General features: G+C 62.7%; 13 protein-coding genes. 5 read left to right on the top strand and 8 right to left on the bottom strand.

The features are described 5' to 3' along the window. Positions 1–418: 418 nt before the first annotated feature. The 3 genes from IPV69_RS13830 to IPV69_RS13820 all read right to left on the bottom strand — a co-directional run bounded on the left by IPV69_RS13830 (position 419) and on the right by IPV69_RS13820 (position 5,019). Positions 419–1,441 (bottom strand): Gfo/Idh/MocA family protein, encoded by a 1,023-nt coding sequence (locus IPV69_RS13830; protein ID WP_206290269.1) that lies wholly within the window; start codon positions 1,439–1,441, stop codon positions 419–421. A 325-nt stretch (positions 1,442–1,766) separates the two neighbouring features. After that, positions 1,767–3,578 (bottom strand): ABC-F family ATP-binding cassette domain-containing protein, encoded by a 1,812-nt coding sequence (locus tag IPV69_RS13825; RefSeq protein ID WP_206290268.1) that lies wholly within the window; start codon positions 3,576–3,578, stop codon positions 1,767–1,769. A 67-nt stretch (positions 3,579–3,645) separates the two neighbouring features. After that, positions 3,646–5,019, bottom strand: coding sequence for a sulfatase-like hydrolase/transferase (locus tag IPV69_RS13820; protein WP_206290267.1), 1,374 nt, complete (start codon positions 5,017–5,019; stop codon positions 3,646–3,648). 336 nt (positions 5,020–5,355) lie between these two features. On the opposite strand from IPV69_RS13820, the gene IPV69_RS13815 reads away from it, so the two are divergent. After that, positions 5,356–6,033, top strand: coding sequence for a fatty acid desaturase (locus IPV69_RS13815; RefSeq protein WP_206290266.1), 678 nt, complete (start codon positions 5,356–5,358; stop codon positions 6,031–6,033). A gap of 20 nt (positions 6,034–6,053) precedes the next feature. Continuing rightward, positions 6,054–7,073 carry a hypothetical protein gene (locus tag IPV69_RS13810; protein ID WP_206290265.1) on the top strand — a complete coding sequence of 340 codons (1,020 nt, stop codon included), beginning with the start codon at positions 6,054–6,056 and terminating at the stop codon, positions 7,071–7,073. Positions 7,074–7,076: 3 nt separating this feature from the next. Here the strand turns inward: IPV69_RS13810 and IPV69_RS13805 are convergent, their stop codons facing one another. Beyond that, positions 7,077–8,417 carry an ABC transporter permease gene (locus IPV69_RS13805; protein ID WP_206290264.1) on the bottom strand — a complete coding sequence of 447 codons (1,341 nt, stop codon included), beginning with the start codon at positions 8,415–8,417 and terminating at the stop codon, positions 7,077–7,079. 170 nt (positions 8,418–8,587) lie between these two features. Between IPV69_RS13805 and IPV69_RS13800 the strand changes: the two genes are divergently transcribed. Beyond that, entirely contained in the window at positions 8,588–8,926 is a 339-nt protein-coding gene (locus tag IPV69_RS13800) for a histidine triad nucleotide-binding protein (RefSeq protein ID WP_206290263.1), read from the top strand. A gap of 385 nt (positions 8,927–9,311) precedes the next feature. Here the strand turns inward: IPV69_RS13800 and IPV69_RS13795 are convergent, their stop codons facing one another. Beyond that, the gene (locus IPV69_RS13795; RefSeq protein WP_206290262.1) at positions 9,312–9,980 is read right to left on the bottom strand and encodes a lysophospholipid acyltransferase family protein; all 669 of its coding nucleotides are present in this window, start codon (positions 9,978–9,980) and stop codon (positions 9,312–9,314) included. A gap of 171 nt (positions 9,981–10,151) precedes the next feature. Between IPV69_RS13795 and lipA the strand changes: the two genes are divergently transcribed. Further along, complete coding sequence (gene lipA, locus IPV69_RS13790) at positions 10,152–11,063, top strand: lipoyl synthase (protein WP_206290261.1); 912 nt, start codon at positions 10,152–10,154, stop codon at positions 11,061–11,063. Between the two features lie 445 nt (positions 11,064–11,508). Continuing rightward, a complete protein-coding gene (gene fusA, locus IPV69_RS13785; RefSeq protein ID WP_206290260.1) occupies positions 11,509–13,590 on the top strand; it encodes an elongation factor G in 2,082 nt (693 codons plus the stop codon). 89 nt (positions 13,591–13,679) lie between these two features. Here the strand turns inward: fusA and IPV69_RS13780 are convergent, their stop codons facing one another. The 3 genes from IPV69_RS13780 to IPV69_RS13770 are packed head-to-tail and all read right to left on the bottom strand — an operon-like array spanning position 13,680 to position 17,121. Further along, positions 13,680–14,624 carry a DUF4351 domain-containing protein gene (locus IPV69_RS13780; protein WP_206290259.1) on the bottom strand — a complete coding sequence of 315 codons (945 nt, stop codon included), beginning with the start codon at positions 14,622–14,624 and terminating at the stop codon, positions 13,680–13,682. A gap of 50 nt (positions 14,625–14,674) precedes the next feature. Then, positions 14,675–15,460, bottom strand: coding sequence for a glycosyltransferase family 2 protein (locus IPV69_RS13775; protein ID WP_206290258.1), 786 nt, complete (start codon positions 15,458–15,460; stop codon positions 14,675–14,677). Next, a complete protein-coding gene (locus IPV69_RS13770; RefSeq protein WP_206290257.1) occupies positions 15,457–17,121 on the bottom strand; it encodes an ArnT family glycosyltransferase in 1,665 nt (554 codons plus the stop codon). Before IPV69_RS13770 ends, IPV69_RS13775 begins: the two co-directional genes overlap by 4 nt. Between the last annotated feature and the right edge of the window lie 114 nt (positions 17,122–17,235).

Here is a 17,235-nt window from a genome sequence, read left to right as displayed (position 1 = left end):
TTCGCGGACCTGGTGCCTCATAGCCGGCAGGCGCAGGAAGCAAACCCGCGCCGATTGCGGCATCTTCAAGGCCGGAGTGCCACTGACTATCCATGCCCATCGAACCTTCGGCGGCTGATACGAATCCCCAGGGGAACGACGGTCCGAACCCACTTTCGCAATACACGAGAAGCACACGACCACACAGGGAGCGACCGACCTGCCAGCAATCGAAACGCTCGTCGGGTCTACCGTAGTCCCACGCGAGGCTGAGAAGCGATGGCGGCTGGAGCAATCCTTGCAATCGGCCACACTGCGCGGGATCGCAGACCCGTGACAACTCGCTGTTGATCAGCGCTGCCATCGAATGTTCGAGATGATTCACGATTCCCTCGCTTCGAATGAAAAGCGACGGTTGGGGTAAAATCGGCTGCGATTCTCAATGACCGCCGGAGAACGGCACGATCTCCGGCGACTGCCGGTACAGCTCGCCGATGACCACCAGCGTCGCCAGGGCGTCATCCAGGTTGCCCATCGCCTGCTTGCGCTCGCGGATGCACTGGACGAAGTGGGCCCATTCCAGATCCCAGCTGGTGTCGGGGAAGGGGTATTCCCAGCTGGTCGTTTCAGGCGGGCCCATCTGGGGAAGCATCTTGTAATAGGTCAGTTTTTCCACCCCATAGCTGCCGCCGAGGCCGTCGATCGACAGTTTGCCGTCGCGGCCATAAATCTCCATGGAGAACAGGTTCTTCCACTCGGTGCACGTCGCGTGGAGAAACGCGACCTGCCCGGCTTCGGTGCGGAGGATGGCAAAGCCGTTGTCGTCGACGGCCCAGTTCCAGAAATGTCGGCTGACGTGACCCATGACGTGGGGGAAGTCGCCGAGGTACCAGCGGGCGAGGTCGATCAGGTGCACGCCCTGGTCGAGCATCTCGCCCCCGCCGGACATCGCGGGGTTGCCGCGCCATTCGGTTTCCATGCCTTTTCGCCCGCCATGGCCGTAGCGGGCGCGGAGGAACATCAGCGGGCCGACGTCGCCGGCGTCGATCATCTGTTTCGCTTTGAACAGCGCCGGATGGAAGCGGTGATTGAAGCCGACTTTCACGACGACGCCCTTGTCGGCGAACGCCTTGCGGGCGGCGGCGGCGACGGGTTCGAGCTCGGCGGCGTTGCGGGCGGCGGGTTTCTCGACCAGCACATGCTTGCCGGCGTTGACCGCCGCGAGGGTGATCGGGGCGAGCTGGTCGTTGGTCGTCGCGACGACAACAACCTGCACATCATCCCGCAGCGCCGCCTTCTGCCAGTTGTCGGTCGCGACACAACCCGGATGGCCTTTGGCGAGCTGCTCGGCCCGGCCAAGGTTGGTGTCGGCAACGGCCACCAGACGCCCGCCGGCGAGTGCTTTAGCGCGTTTGTTCCCGATCAGGCCGCATCCGATGATGGCGATGTTGAGGTCTTTCATGGTTCGGACATCTTCCAGGTCGCGTGAACAGTTCAGCCTCGAAGAGGCGAAAGAGCCATAGCCCAGGGTGGAGGATCGCGCAGCGAGCCGGAACCCTGGGTCATAGGTCATTTCACAGCAAGCCCTGAAAGGGCGAAAGAGCGATCGACGTGAGCGGCGCGATGGCTCTTTCGCCCTTACAGGGCTTTGATTGACTTCACGACAAACCCAGGGCTCGCCCCGCTTCGCGGAGACAGCGCCCTGGGCTATGGTTCTTTCGCCTCTTCGAGGCTTTTGATCAACTCGAGATCAGGTGCAAACTGACCCAAGATCGCATGGGGGCCGCTCACGCCCGCGATTCCAGTTCTTCCCACCTGGCGTACAGGTCTGTCACCTTCTTCTGAGCCGCATCGACCGCGGCGCAGACCTCGTGCAGCTTGTTCCGGTCGGCGAGCACCTTGGGGTCGTCCATCTTCTTCTGCTGGGCGACCAAGTCCTCTTCAGCGGTGTGGATCTTGGCTTCGATCTGCTCCAGCTCGCGCTGCTCCATGTACGAAAGCTTTTTCTTCGCTTCGACCGCCGGCGCGGCTGATCGTGCCGCCTTGCTGGCCGCGCGAATCCTGGCCGCCTCGGCTTCCTCGGCGGCCTCTTTCGCCGCCTGCCACTGCGTGAGGCTGGCGTAGAAGTTGGCATTGCCTTTGCCGTCCAGCGCGAGCAGGTCGGTGCTCAGGCGGTCGAGCATCATTCGATCGTGCGTCACCAGCAGCAGCGCGCCGGGGAAGTCCGACAGGCTCTCTTCCAGGATGTCGAGCGACGAGATGTCCAGGTCGTTCGTCGGCTCGTCGAGGATCAAGAGGTCGGCCGGCAGGAGCATCAACCGGGCAATCAGCACGCGCGAACGCTCGCCGCCGGACAGATCGCCGACGGGCAAATCCAACTGTTCCTTGCGGAACAGGAACTTCGCCGCCCAGCCGCTGACGTGCATGTTCTGCCCGCGGAAGCTGACGTTGTCGCCGGTCGGGGCGAGTGCCCGGCGAAGGGTTTGCGCCGGGTCGAGCGCCGCCCGCGTCTGCTCGAAATGGACGATCTGCAGTCCGTCTGCCGGGACGACCGTTCCACCATCGGGCGCGAGCTGTCCGACGAGCAGCCGAATCAGCGTCGATTTGCCGCTGCCGTTGGGCCCGAGCAACCCGAGGCGCATGCCCGGCGACATCACCAGGTCAAAGTTCGTGAACAGTTGCCGCCCGCCGAGCGCCTTGCTGAGCTTCTTGGCGACCAGCAGCTTCTTCGTCTGGCGTCCGCTGGCAGAGAAGTCGATCTCGGCCCCGCCTTGCGGCGCGTTGCGCTTGCGCAGGTCGGCCAGCTCGTCCATCATCTGGCCGGCCTGGTTGATGCGGCCCTTAGCCTTGGTCGTCCGCGCCTTGGCCCCTCGGCGGAGCCATTCGATCTCCCGACGAACGGTGCTCGCCAGCGCCTGCTCGCGGGCCGCCTGGGCTTCCAGGAACTCGACGCGCTTCTCCACGAACTGGCTGTAGGGCCCGTTGTGGCTCAGGTAGCCGTCGGGGTAGCTGTCGTTCAGTTCGACGGTGCGGTTTGTCGCGTTCTCCAGGAAGTACCGATCGTGGCTGACCAGCACGAACGCGAACGGCGCGTTCGAAAGCAGGTCTTCCAGCCAGAGAATGCCTTCGAGGTCAAGATGGTTCGTCGGCTCGTCCAGCAGCAGCAGGTCGGGCTTGCGGATGAGTTCCCGCGCAATCGCGAGCCGTTTGCGCCAGCCGCCGGAGAGTTCGGCCGCCGCCTGGTCGTGGTCGGGGAATTCCAGCTTGCTCAGCAGGATCGTCGCTTCCAGCTCACGCTCGTGCTCGTCAGCGTGGGCGCCGTTCTGGGCATCTACCAGTACTTGATGGCAGGTCTTGCCGGCGGGGAACCGGTCTTCCTGCGGCAGATACCCGAGCCGCAGGTTCCGCTTGGCTTCGATCTTCCCGTCGTCCGGCTGTTCAATGCCGGCGAGGATCTTCATCAGCGTCGATTTCCCCGACCCGTTCGGCCCGATCAGGCCGGTGCGTTCGGAATCGTCGAAGGAGATGGAGATCCCCTGGAAGAGCGGTCGGGCACCGAACGCCTTGGAAAGACTGGAACAGTTAAGGAGCAACGTCATCGGGACGGGGGATTGTGGTCAGGACGGAAGGGACCGCAAGCCATGCTCCGAATTCTTCCGCGAGGGACTACTGCTTGGCGGCTTTGCCGTCTTTCTTCTTTTTCTTCGCCGGGGCGTCTCCCGGCGCGGCCTGGCCGAAGCGTTTGCCGCCACCGTGGACTGGGTTGGCCATTTCGGCAAGCCAGCCGTCGTGAAGCTTTGTCAGTTCGGCCACCTTTTCCGGGCTGGTGGCGGAAAGGTCATTCTTCTCCGAAACATCCTTGCCGAGATCGAAGAGGCCCAGACGTCCCTTCTCGGCGACCAGCTTCCAGTCGCCGGATCGCACCGCCCACCAGCCTTCGGTACCGCCGGCGCTCCAGAACAGGTTGCGCGGCTGCGCCGGTTCGCCTCGCAGGAGCGGAAGAATGTTCTTTCCATCAAACGGCTTGGCATCAGGGGGGACGATGCCGGCCGCCGCCAGCGCCGTTGGCAGGATGTCGAGAGAGATCACGGGTGACTGGCATTCGCCGGGTTTCAGTTGGGCGGGCCAGCAGACGAGGAAGGGCACGCGGATGCCGCCTTCGTAATCCTGGTGTTTGCCGCCGCGGAGAGGCGCGTTGACGGCACCCTGCGCGAGCGGGCCGCCGTTATCGCTGATGAAGAACAGCAATGTGTTTTCCCACACGCCCTGTTGCTTCAGCGTCGCGACGACCTTGCCGATCGCGTCGTCCATCCGTTTGCCCATCGCCAGCAGGGTGTTGCGGTTGGCGTTGCCGGTGTTGAACTTGGCGATCTCATCCTCGGGCGCCTGCAGGGGTGCGTGAACCGCATTGAACGCCAGGTAGACGAGGAATGGCTCGGCCTTATGACGCGTGATGAACGCCGCCGCCTCGTCGCCAAGGCGGTCGGTGAGGTAGCCCATCTCCTGCACGGGCTTGGTGCCGCGGTAAATGGGGTCTTCGGGATCGTTCAGCTTGAAGTAGTCGTGAGCGCCGCGCCCGAGAAATCCGAACACCTCATCAAACCCACGAAGGGCGGGGCTCCATTCCGGCGTAGGCCCCAGGTGCCACTTGCCGAACTGTGCCGTCGCGTACCCGGCCGGCTTGAAAAACTGCGGGAAGATCTTCTCGCTCAGGGGCAGCCCGCTGCCGGCCTCGCCGCCGGTGTAGAGGCCGAGCCGCTGCTGATATCGGCCGGTCATGAGCCCGGCGCGCGTCGGCGAGCAGACATGCCCGCTGACGTACCCCTGCCGGCAGACTACGCTCTGCGAAGCCAGGGCGGCGAGGTTCGGCGTGGTGACTTCCTTCGGGTGCTGCGGGTTGAACAGCACGTCGGCATACCCCAGATCGTCAGCCACAATCACAACGATGTTGGGCTTCCCGACAATGGCAGCACCGGCCTGGGCTGACGCGACAAGAGGCAGCAACAACAAGAGGGCCGCGACGACGATTCTGCTTCGCATAGGAGTTTCCAGTGGAAGGGGCGGGCATCGGTTGATGCACCGTCAAAGCCCCTGTGAAACGCCGCAGGGCCTGAGTTGTTACCAGGCATTTTCGACGGCGCGGGGGAAGAAGCGTGCACCTGCGGTGCGACCGCTCATCGGGGGGCCACGTCGCGAATACGCCAAGTCGGGACGACCGCGCATAGAATGCGTCGCATGTCCACGCCAAGCCAAGCCTGGAGACGACCGCCGATCAGAGAGCTTGGCACCGACCTGCTGCGAATCAGCCCCCTGCGACGGGCGGTCGCGCTAGCCTGCCCGTTCTTGTGCTTTGCGGCCTATTTTTTCTTTGCCGCGATGGGCCAACCAGTCCTGGCGCTTCTCGCAGTGGTAGTGCTCAGCTTTCTGACTTACGGGTCGGTCTCTCACGATCTTGTTCATGCGAACCTGGGTCTACCCCGGGCGCTCAATCGAAAGCTGCTAAGCCTGTTGGAACTGCTGATGCTTCGGAGTGGAACGGTCTACCGCATCGTTCATCTGAACCATCACGCGAAGTACCCTGACGCGCACGACGATCCTGAGGGGGCCGCAGCGCGATTCAGTCTTGTCCGCACGTTATTCGAGGGGATCGTGTTTCAGTTCACGCTTGGCCGTTGGGCGTGTCGGCGGGCTTCAACGGTCGATCGTCGCCGGATGACCGCCGAATGGTTCGGCATTGCGACGATCGTGCTGGCAAGCCTTGCGGTCTCGCCTTTGACGCTGATTCCACTGGCGTATTGCGCGTTGGTTTACGCGGGTTCGTGGATCATTCCATTGGTGACGTCGTATCTCGTCCACCGGCCAGAGGAGGATGGCGTGCTTCGGCAAACCCGGCTGTTTCGTGGCACGTTCTATTCAATGATCGCACTGGACCACCTCTACCACCTGGAGCATCATCTGTATCCGCAGGTGCCGCATCAGAACTGGAAGCGGCTGGCCCGCCGGCTAGATCCGCACTTCCGGGAAGCTGGCGTGGAGCCTCAGCGTGTGTTCTAGGATGCCATTGGGGACAGACGATGCAACAGCCACTACAGAACGCCATCGTCGAGCCCCCGGTTGAAGACCGCGGGCTGGTGTCGGCTCTCGTTGGCGACGGGCGGCCGCTGCTGTCGTTTGTCGGGTTGGCGCTGGTTCTCTCGGGCGGTTTCGCACTGTTTTTGGTCGCAACCGGGCACTTCCTTCCGCACGATGAGCAGTTCCTTGGTATGACGGCCGACCAGCTTTGCGATCTCCACGGGTGCAAGGTTGTCCACTTCATGTACCACGACCGCGGGGCGTTCGGCGGTTCTCTCATCTCAGTGGGAATCCTCTACCTCTGGCTGGTCGCCGTTCCCCTTCGTCGTGGCGATGCATGGGCGTGGTGGACGATGCTCGCCAGTGGGTCCGTCGGGTTCGTGAGCTTTTTGACGTACCTTGGTTACGGATATCTCGACACATGGCACGGCACTGCGACGCTCGTACTGCTGCCGTGCTATGTCTGGGGCATGGGGCGGACCCGCCGTGCGTTGGTAGTGCCGCGACGATTGGACCACCAACCCGATACCGACCGCGCAACACCGTCAGGGTGGTCGTCGCGTTTCGGTGTTGGCCGGGCTTGCCTGCTACTGACTGCCGTCGCGCTTGTGGCCGCCGGCATCGTGATCATGGTGGTGGGGATGACAAGCGTGTTCGTGCCCCAGGACCTGGCCTTCATGGGCCTTGAACCGGCAGATCTACACGCGATCAACCCCCGGCTGGTGCCGCTGATCGCTCACGACAGGGCAGGCTTCGGCGGGGGGCTGTGTGCAACGGGCGTGACCGTCTTCCTCTGCGTTTGGAATGGCCGGCCGAGCCGTAGCCTTTGGCAGGCCCTCCTGGTGTCGGGGGTGATCGGCTTTGGCACCGCAATTGGCGTGCATCCAATGGTGGGCTATCTCGACGTCGTGCATCTGGCTCCCGCGGTCATTGCTTCGGCCCTTTTCCTCGCAGGATTGTGCCTTACCTATCCTCGGATGGTTTGCAGCCAGCGCGTCCGCGAATGGGGGCAGGTTGGTTAGCGGTCACGCGTGCCGCAGTGCTTCGATCGGGTTCATCCATGCCGCTTTCATCGCGGGGTAGAGGCCGAAGCCGACGCCGATCAGGCCGCTGATCGCGAACGAGCCGATGACGCTCCAGGGGGCGATGACGGTGGGGTAGTTCTGGCTCGAATCGAGGTAGTTCACCAGACCCGGCAGTACCTTGGCCACGCCGGCACCCAGGCCGATGCCGATCAGGCCGCCGGTCAGGGAGATGACCGTTGTCTCGATCAGGAACTGCAGCGTGATGTGCTTGCGCTTGGCGCCCAGCGCCCGGCGGATGCCGATCTCCTTGGTGCGCTCGGTCACCGTCGCCAGCATGATGTTCATGATGCCGATGCCACCGACCACCAGCGAGAAGCTGGCCACGCTTACCATGATCGCGTTGAACGTCTTCTGGGTGCGCTCGGCGGCGCGAAGGATTTGAATGGGGGCTTTGACTTCGACGTCGAGCCGGGGTGTCGACTTCATGTCCTGCGGCCCGCCGCGCTGCTGGATTTCGAGCAGGTTCTCGACGGTTGCGGCCAACGTTTCGACGTCTTCGGTCTTCTTGGCCTTGAGCCAGACTTCCGATATTTCGATCCGCTTGTATTCCCGCGAGCCGGCGACCTCTTTGCGGATCATGTCGCCGAAGACGTCCTCGGCAAGCGTGAGCGGGAAGTAGATGTCCATGTCGAGGTCGCGGTTCATCATCGCGGCCCCTTCGCTGCCGGCGCGAAGGCCGGTCGGCTCCAGTACGCCCACGACCGTCAGCATCGCCGTGCCCGATCGGCTGGTGCCTACACGAATCTGCTGGCCCATGGGGTCTTCGTAGGGAAACAGCTGCTGGGCGGCCTTGTTGCCGAGGACGCATACGGGCTCGGCGCGGTCGCACTGGAGCTGATCGAAATACTGCCCGCGGAGGAGCTTCAGATTGATGACGTCGAACGCATCGGGCGTGGTGCCGATCGGGTTGGCCAGGATGCGCATGTCGTGGTGGACGACCTTCTGCTCGGTGTCGCGCAATGCGACGACGACTTCAATGTCGGGAATGGTGCGCAGGCGGGCCAAGTCGCTCCGCTTGATGCCGTAGGAGGCGACAAAGCTGGTGCGTCCGGAGGCTTCGGAGCTTTCCGGCGGACGGACGGACCTGACCAGGATGTTGCGGGCCCCGAGCTGCTGGAGCTGTTCGAGGGCGTCGCGCTTCGCGCCTTCGCCGATCGCCACCATGATGATGACCGCTGCAACGCCGATGATGATGCCCAGCGCCGTCAGCAAGCTGCGCAACTTGTGCAGCCGAAGGTTCTTAAGGCCAAGGCGGAAGGTTTCCAGCAGAAAGTTGAACATGGGAGATCGACGGCACGAAGACGAAGAGGCACGAAGGCACGGCGGGTCTGTTCAACCCATTTACTCTTGGCCAGAGAGTCCCCATTATTACGCTCGGACGCAAGCCTTCGTTTGCCGGCGATTTTGAACCACGCGTCCTCGGTGCCTTTGTGCCTTCTACCCCACACCTTATGTCCAAAACTATCTTTCAGAAAATCATCGATCGCGAGATTCCGGCGAAGTTCCTTCACGAGGACGATCTCTGCATCGCGATTCACGACGTCTCGCCCAAAGCGCCGGCGCACATTCTGGTGATTCCGAAGAAGCTCGTTCCGACGCTCAATGACCTCAAGCCGGAGGATGCGCCGCTCGCCGGGCACCTGTTTCTGGTCGCTTCGAAGGTGATGAAGGAACTCGGACACACCGACTACCGAACGGTGTTCAACTGCGGCGCGGGGGCACAGCAGACCGTCTTTCACCTGCACCTACACGTCCTGGCGGGGCGGGAGTTCACGTGGCCGCCGGGGTGAGTCCAGCGGTCACGGCGAGGACATTTTTCCAAGCGGGGACCGACCCAAAGTGGAGCGGCCTACTTTTCCGGATGCGGGCGTGGAGCAGAAGTCCGGGATAACAGCGAACCAAGGCGCGAACCGAGAAGAGTTAAAAAAGAAGACACCGGCATTGCTGCACGGTGTCTTCCGGAGGGAGAAAATGCGCCGTCGCGCTAAGTATCCTGTATCCCCCAAATTATCGTAGGGCTATCCCTTTGTTGTCAACTGGTTTCTCATCTCTTCTTGCTCCGCCGATGCACCAGATGGGCTACTACGTTTCTGATATATTGATCGTCCGACCGTCCGCTTCCGCATCAGACATTTCTACACAACAGGTTATCCCCATGCCGAAATCCGCCGCAAATCACGCATAAGCCATTGTCTTCTTGAGACTTGAAACCGAATCGAAGATTCTTGATGTGCAGATATTCAGATCGATCTTTTCACCCGGGGTGCTGGGCGCTAGATCCACCGCCGGGCCGAAGCGGAGCTTGACGTCATTGGGTTCGACGAACGCTTCAAGCATCTCCATTCCCCTGTTGGATCCGTCGAGATACGCGGGAACAACCGGGACCTCTGCGCGCGTCGCCATCATCGCGACGCCGGTATGGAACGGGAGCAGTTCGCGCGAGGTCTCGATCCGGCCTTCCGGGAACACACCCAAAACACGCCCGCTGCCCAGCGCCCGCAAGGCCGCCCGCGTGGCGGAAGAGTCGCGGCCGTTGCGTTCGACCGGGATGGCATCGACGGCTTGATAAACCCATCGAAGGGCGGCGATATCATAGTATTCGCGGGCCATCATCCAGACGATGGGCCTGGGGATAACGGCCTGCAGCAGCAAAGGATCCAGGCCGCTGATGTGATTACAGACCAGGATCGCCGGTCCGGTTCGGGGCAATCGGCAGGGCGTCTGCACGTCGATGCGGTGGAAGGTGCGGGCGTAGACCCGGTTGCCCGCTCGCAGGATGCGGGAGGTGATCGTTCCCCGCTCGTCCGACGGTTTTGATTTCTTCGTGGCGTTTGTTGAAGACATGAGGCAAACCCGGTCTGGCGGGCATTCGCGAGTTTATTCGCACGGTCGTGGGCCGGACGCTTCCTGCCGGACCCTACGCCATCGCCGCTACTGCGGCAAGCGGCAGGGCGGCGACTGCGTCGAAACACCTTTGAATGCGCGTCGCCACGGCCCTAAGATCGTTTCACCACCATGGCAGTTTCCCTCAACGTCGTCCCCCACGAACCCGCCGCTTCCGCCAATTCGGGCCTGGGTCGCAAGCCCTCCTGGCTCAAGATGAAGCTGCCCACCGGCGAGAACTACTCGCGCCTGCTCAACCTCGTCAACGACCAGCGGCTCCACACCGTCTGCCAGGAAGCCCGCTGCCCCAACATGGGCGAGTGCTGGTCGGCCGGCACGGCGACGCTGATGATCCTCGGCGACGTCTGCACCCGCTCGTGCGGCTTCTGCCACATCGCCACCGGCAAACCGCCCACGCTCGACACAGAAGAACCGGCCCGCGTCGGTTATGCGGTCAAGCAGATGTCGCTGAACCATGTGGTCATCACCAGCGTGAACCGCGACGAACTGGCCGACGGCGGGGCGGCGATCTGGGCCGAGACCATCCGCCAAATCCGCCTGCAGTCGCCGGGCACGAGCGTGGAAGTACTGATCCCCGATTTCTGTGGCGACTGGGACGCACTGCAACTGGTGCTCGACCAGAAGCCGGACATTCTGAATCACAACATCGAGAGCGTGCCGAGCCTGTACAAGATTGTCCGCCCGCAGGCCAAGTACCCGCGCAGCCTGAAACTGCTCCAGATCGCCCGCGAGAAAGGCCTGGTCAGCAAGACCGGCATGATGCTGGGCCTGGGCGAGGAAGAAGCCGAGATCGATTCGGTGATCGACGATCTGGTGTCGATCGGCTGCGAGATCCTCACGCTCGGCCAGTATCTTCAGCCGACGCCGAAGCATTTGCCGGTGAAACGCTGGGTACACCCGGACGAGTTTGCGATGTGGAAAGAGCGGGGCGAATCGCGCGGCCTGAGGCACGTCGAAAGCGGGCCGCTGGTGAGGAGCAGCTATCATGCCGAGCAGCAGGTTAGATCGCACCAATCGGTGTGATAGCCCTACGTCCTTGCCATCAACGAGGCCGGCCGACGCACGAGCAACATACCAAACTCGCCGACAGCACCCCCTTTGCCGGCAACTTGAACCTTGCCCCATCTAAACGCCGTCATATACACTGTTTAACAGTCCGGCCGAGCCGGACTCACGTGAACGCTCGGATCGGCGGCCGCTGTCTCTCGCAGACCGCGCGCGGCACGACTGTAGTCGGCGCGTAACTCGCGGTGTTTCTGACGGACTGACGGCGACCATCCTTCCGCGCCCGTGCTGGAGTCTCGACACCATTCGAGCCTCCGGAGGGTCGAGGTCCAAGGGGCTTGATGCCCCCGCCACGCTTCGCCGGACGCGCCGCCCACGCTCTTTCATCTCTCGAACGCCCGGGCGGGCGACGCACCAGCGGACATGGCGTACGCAGCGCGCAGCCGCGCGAGGAGCCGAAATCATGCCCGCCTATACGACCGCCGATATCCGCAACATTGTTCTTACCGGCCACCACGTGTGTGGCAAAACATCGCTACTCGATGCGATGCTCTTCGAAGCCAAGGCCGTCACCCGCAAGGGCAATCCCGCCGAGGGCACCAGCTTCAGCGACTACGAAAAGGAAGAAAAGGAACACAAGCACTCGATCTTCTCCACGCTCCTGCACCTCGATCACGACGGCAAACGCGTCAACATCATCGACACGCCGGGGTCGCCCGACCTCATCGGCCAGGCGATCGCCTGTCTGCCGGCGGTGGAGACGGTGGTCCTCGTCGTTAACGCCCAGCACGGCGTGGAAGTCGTTACCCGACGCATGATGGAATCGGCCAAAGACCGCAACCTGCCGCGGGCGATCGTCGTCAACAAGTGCAACATGACCGAGGTCGATCTAGCCGCGGTCGTCCGGCAACTGCGCGAATCCTTCGGTACCGAATGCATCCCCGTCAACCTGCCTGCCGACAACGGCAAGCGCGTCGTTGACTGCCTGCTGAACAAGGAAGGCACGAGCGACCTGGGCGAAGTCGCCGAGGCGCACAGCCGAATCCTCGATCAGATCGTCGAGATCGACGAAAACCTGATGGAGAAGTACCTCGGCGGAGAAGAGCCGAACTTCGAAGCGCTGCACGACCCGTTCGAGCAATGCATGGACGAAGGGCACGTGGTGCCCATCCTGTTCACCGACGCAAGGACCGGGCTTGGCGTTCGAGAACTGCTGGACTTTCTCATCCGCTGGTTCCCATCGCCCCTTGAAGGCAATCCGCGGCCGTTCCTGGTCGGGTCGGGGCCGGACGATCGACAGGATGAGCGTCCGTTTACCTACACCAATGACGCGATGAAGCCGCTGCTGGCCCATGTGTTCAAGGTGACGACGGATCCGTTTGTCGGCAAGCTCGCGGTGTTCCGGGTTCACCAGGGCAAGGTCACCGGCCAATCGCAGGTCCTCATCGGCCACAGTAAGAAGGCGATCAAGCTCGGACACATCTTCCACCTCCAGGGCAAAGAGCACCACGAGGTCAATGAGATCATCGCCGGCGACATCGGTGCGGTGGCAAAGATTGAGGAAATTCACACCGGCGATGTCTTGCACGACGACCACGCGCTCGACAGCGTCCACCTGAAACCGCTGACCTTCCCCACGCCAATGTACGGCCTGGCCATCACGCCCAGGGCTCGCGGCGACGAGCAGAAGATCAGCCAGCAGCTGCACAAGCTGGCCGAGGAAGACCCGACCTTCCACTGGGGCACGAACCGCCAGACGCACGAGATGGTGATCAACGGCATCGGCGAACTGCACCTGCGGATGGTGCTGGAACGGCTGAAGAACCGCGGCATTCAGGTCGACACCAAACCGCCCAAGATCGCCTATAAGGAGACGATCACCATGAAAGCCGAGGGGCACTATCGCCACAAGAAGCAGACGGGCGGCGCGGGGCAGTTCGGCGAGGTGTACCTTCGGGTCGAGCCGCTCAACGGCGAATCCCCTTTCAGCAAGAAAAACGGCGGCCCGGGGTTCGAGTTCTCCGACGAGATCTTCGGCGGCACCATACCCGGCCAATACCTGCCGGCGATCGAGAAGGGCGTCCGCGAACTTCTCGAGACCGGCGTGATCGCCGGCTACCCGGTGCAGGACGTCCGCGTAGCGGTATACGACGGCAAGCACCACCCGGTGGACAGCAAGGAAGTCGCGTTCAAAACCGCCGGCAAGTTCGCGTTCAAGGACGCGTTCCTGAAAGCCAAACCCGCGCTGCTGGAACCGATCGTCAATATGGAGGTGACGGTGCCGGAGGGACAGATGGGCGCCGTCACCGGCGATCTGTCCGGCAAGCGAGGCCGCATCCAGGGAACCAACATGCTGCCTGGTGGCATGGCGGTGGTGAAGGCACAGGCGCCACTTGCGGAGGTGATGCAATACCAGAGCCAGCTTAAAAGTGTGACCGGCGGGCAGGGAACATTCGTGATGGAGTTAAGCCACTATGAACCGGTTCCGCCGCAGGTACAGCAGCAGGTGGCGAGCCAGTACAAGCCGGTCGAGGTGGAAGAATAGGCCTCGTGCCCGTTCAGCCGGCGAACGCCGTGTCATAGCGTGTGACAGGCGTTCGCCAGCTGAACTGGCAACGGGCGTAGGCCCGCGAATCAGCCATGAACCGCGATCCAGGCTTTGGCGTCCGCCGCCGACGAGAATCCGAGCACGGCTTCACCAAACTCCTGCAGTTTTGAGGACGAGAGGGATGTTACGTGTTGCCGCAGCTCATCGGGCACCGCTCCGAACCTTTGTCGTAGCAGGCCTAGCACAAGGTCGGCCTTTCCACGGGCTTCTCCCATCGCGATGCCGCGTGCTTCGCCGAGCGCGATACCCCGCGCCTCTCCCAATGCTTCCCATTCGTTGATGACTTCCATAACAGCCTCGCGTTCTGGCGGGTCGATCGACTTCAGCTCCCGATTGTACACCCCCATCTCTGCGGCACTCAAGCGAAGATAGGAATCCATAAACTCACGGATCAAAGCCTGTTTTGCCCGGTCCAGCTTCAGCGTCACCATCAGCCGCAGGCATTCCAGCTTGACCCGCGGGCGGTCCTCGGTCGCGATCTTCATCTTTGTCATCAGCGCCGCGGCGACCGGGTTCGGCCGACGGACGAAATCCCGCCAGTTCAATTGATTGAGCTGAATCGCGTGATACCGAAACGACAACACCGGCCGGCCGGGGAACGCCACCTCGAACGTGTCGGCCTCCGGCCGCTGGGGCGTATCGAACGTGAACAGTGCGATCGGGTAGACCGGCAGTTTGTGTGATTCGGTCAGCCTCGCAAAGTACCAGAACATCCGTGCCGCAAAGTCTGCCTGCGGCGACGCCTGGACTTCCACATGAATCAGAAAGCACACCCACTCGCCGCGAAAACGGCATTTCACGAGCAGGTCCACCTCATGGCGGTCGCCACCGGCGAGATCGGTGAAGATCTCCTTGTCCAGGAACTCGATGCTGCCGGGTTCTATGTGCGCCAGCAGATCCGCGCAGAACAACTCCAGGAACTCGACGAAATAAGTCTGCAGGAGTTGTTTAAAGAGGCGGTCGTGGTCCACGGGGCGGGAATCTACCGAACGAGAGAACCTGGCGGTAGCTCAAAAGGGGCTCACTTCCCGATCAGCCGCATCACACGGTACGCCCAGACAATCTTCTCGACGTTGAGCCGATGAATGACCAGGCTTCGACGGTCGCCACAGGCGTGGCGACGCGCAACTTCATAACCTTCGTCGAACTGCCTTCGATTGAAGTCGCCGGACTTGCTGGTTCCGTGATGGCGGAACCGCGCCAGCAGCCGATCAAGCACACGCGGCGGGGACTGCTTTGCCATCCGCAACCAGAGGTCGTAATCCATCGTCCAGTGCAATGAGGTGTCGAGCCGGCCGATCTGCTCGCCGAACGATCTCCGCCAAAACACGGCCGGCTGGGGAATGATGTTCTCCCGCAGCAGCGCCGCATAGCTGTACCGCGCCAATCGCCGACGCTTGTACCGTACGATCGATCGGCGGATCGATCGGCCGTCGGCATCGATGACCTCATACCCGCCGACCAGCCATTGCACGCCTGCGTTCGCCTCGAACACTTGCGCGACGGCGGCCAGCGTATCGTCGGCGTACAGGTCATCGGCATTCAGCCATGCGACGACATCGCCGGTCGCCATCGCCAAACCCTTGTTGATCGCGTCCGACTGTCCGGCGTCGGGCTCGCTCGTGTACCGAACGCGGCAATTCCGCCGGGACAACTCCTCCAGCCAGGGGACGCTTCCGTCCGTACTGCCGCCGTCGACCACGATCCACTCGAGATCGAACTGTCCCTTCTGCGACAGGATGCTCTGGCCGGTCGAGGCGAGGTAATCGCGGCGGTTCAGGGTTGGCGTCACGATGGAGATCTTCATCGCGGGCCCTGGGGATTCGGTGCCGGATTCGTAGCCGCCGGTGATGTCGTGGTCGTCGGCCTGGTGGCCAGCGCCTCGGCCGGTACGACGTCATGCAGCGTGAACGGACGACGATCGTCCGGGTTCTTGTTCGGCACGGCCGCGATGGGGACCGGTTCGATCCCCGCCCCCCGCGACTGCAGCCAGACTTCCGTCGGCTGCCGGGCGCTGTCGGACTCCGACTGCTGCGAACGCAACGGCGTCAGAACGAAGACGTTCTGGGTTCGCGGGTCGAGCGCGCTGTACCGATCGGGTTCGATGCAGTACCGGCGGCTCAGGAACGAGAGGATGCGCGCGAACTTATCCGGCACCGCAACCCAGGTCGTTTTCGGATCGCCTACTGAACCGCTCGGCGGCGTGCTGGATTCGATCATCTTCGCCACGTCGTACACCGACGCGTATCGACCCTCCTTGTAATAGGTCAGAAACGGCAGCCGGCGATTCTGGATCACGAAGTCCACCGTCGACAGAATATTGCAGATCCCGCCGAGCCCGAACAGAAGCAGGAAGACGTACCGTCCCCTGATCGCCGTGAATCGACTTTCCGCCCAGCGTACGAAGTTCCACCAGGCAAACACCAGCACCGGGACGACGGGCAGGAAGTACCGGTCCAGCGGTTTGGGCACCAGCAGAACCATCGCCAGCGTCGCCAGCACCCACATACCCCAGAGCGGTCGGGTGCGAACGAGCAGTATGCCGGCCAGCAGTACGGTGACCGACAGAATCGCGTTCAGACCCGGCACCACCTGCAACCCGAACGATGCCTTGACCACCGCCCCGTTGAGCACCTCCCAGGCATTTCCGCCAGCTTTGCGTGCGAACTGTACGAGGCTCTCGACGTTGAGGTTGAACAGCTGGTCTTCTTCGGCGTAGCTCGTGCTGACCGACCCGGCACTGTTCTCGCTTCGGGGATCTTTCACATAGAACACCGCGACGGCGGCGACAATCAGTGCCGCAACCACCAGGTGTCCCCACCTCGCCTTCCCGCGCACCAGCGACCAGATCGCGCTGAGCACGGCGGCCAGGACGAGCGCCAGCATCGACGGGCGGGTGGAAATCGCGATCGCCAGCCCTGCGAGCATCAGCACGCCATCCAGCCAGATCGCCCGCCCTGCGACGCGCGATTCTTCGCCGGTCTTCCCCGATCGCCGATGGAAGATCGCCTCGTACCCGACGAAGAATGCCATTACGCCGAACAGGAACGGCAGATCCGTCAGTAGCTCGAACGTGTATCGGTAGAACACCCTGCTGATGGCGACGCCGAAGGTCATCAGCACGGCGGTCGGGCGTCCGGCGTGGAGGAAGAACAACCGATACACCAGCGCGAGGGTTGCCAATCCCATCAGCCACAAAACGACCAGGTGCGGCACCAAGCTGCCGGTGCCGAAGACTTTGAAGATTGCGGCAAAGAGCATCGGCACGCCTGGATAGGCCAGGCGATGGTCTTTTCCGTGGAAGGTGTAACCCTGCCCTTCGACCAAGTTCCGCCCGATGGACAGGTAGAGGGCGCTGTCAGGCTCCAGCCGCCACTGGGCATTAAAACCCGCGATGTAGAGAACAAGCGTGAGCGCCAACAGCCAGTACCGGTACCGGTCGGCCATCGACAGGACGCGGTCGGACAATCGTTGACTGTCTGACGCGAGGATGCTGGTTTCTTGGGAGACTGCCTCAGCCCGGGGCGTGGCGGCGGCGGAAGTCGCGGGATCAGTACGGTCCATACGGGGGTGCCGACGATC

This window comes from Humisphaera borealis (genome assembly GCF_015169395.1).
GTDB lineage: Bacteria > Planctomycetota > Phycisphaerae > Tepidisphaerales > Tepidisphaeraceae > Humisphaera > Humisphaera borealis.
Note: the sequence above shows the minus strand (reverse complement) of the source record. Positions and strands in the feature narration are given on the sequence as shown.

Bases quoted from the DNA above. Each gene is read 5' to 3' on its own strand.
- IPV69_RS13830 (WP_206290269.1), bottom strand. From the start codon at position 1,441: ATGAAAGACCTCAACATCGCCATCATCGGATGCGGCCTGATCGGGAAC.
- IPV69_RS13825 (WP_206290268.1), bottom strand. From the start codon at position 3,578: ATGACGTTGCTCCTTAACTGTTCCAGTCTTTCCAAGGCGTTCGGTGCC.
- IPV69_RS13820 (WP_206290267.1), bottom strand. From the start codon at position 5,019: ATGCGAAGCAGAATCGTCGTCGCGGCCCTCTTGTTGTTGCTGCCTCTT.
- IPV69_RS13815 (WP_206290266.1), top strand. From the start codon at position 5,356: ATGGGCCAACCAGTCCTGGCGCTTCTCGCAGTGGTAGTGCTCAGCTTT.
- IPV69_RS13810 (WP_206290265.1), top strand. From the start codon at position 6,054: ATGCAACAGCCACTACAGAACGCCATCGTCGAGCCCCCGGTTGAAGAC.
- IPV69_RS13805 (WP_206290264.1), bottom strand. From the start codon at position 8,417: ATGTTCAACTTTCTGCTGGAAACCTTCCGCCTTGGCCTTAAGAACCTT.
- IPV69_RS13800 (WP_206290263.1), top strand. From the start codon at position 8,588: ATGTCCAAAACTATCTTTCAGAAAATCATCGATCGCGAGATTCCGGCG.
- IPV69_RS13795 (WP_206290262.1), bottom strand. From the start codon at position 9,980: ATGTCTTCAACAAACGCCACGAAGAAATCAAAACCGTCGGACGAGCGG.
- lipA (WP_206290261.1), top strand. From the start codon at position 10,152: ATGGCAGTTTCCCTCAACGTCGTCCCCCACGAACCCGCCGCTTCCGCC.
- fusA (WP_206290260.1), top strand. From the start codon at position 11,509: ATGCCCGCCTATACGACCGCCGATATCCGCAACATTGTTCTTACCGGC.
- IPV69_RS13775 (WP_206290258.1), bottom strand. From the start codon at position 15,460: ATGAAGATCTCCATCGTGACGCCAACCCTGAACCGCCGCGATTACCTC.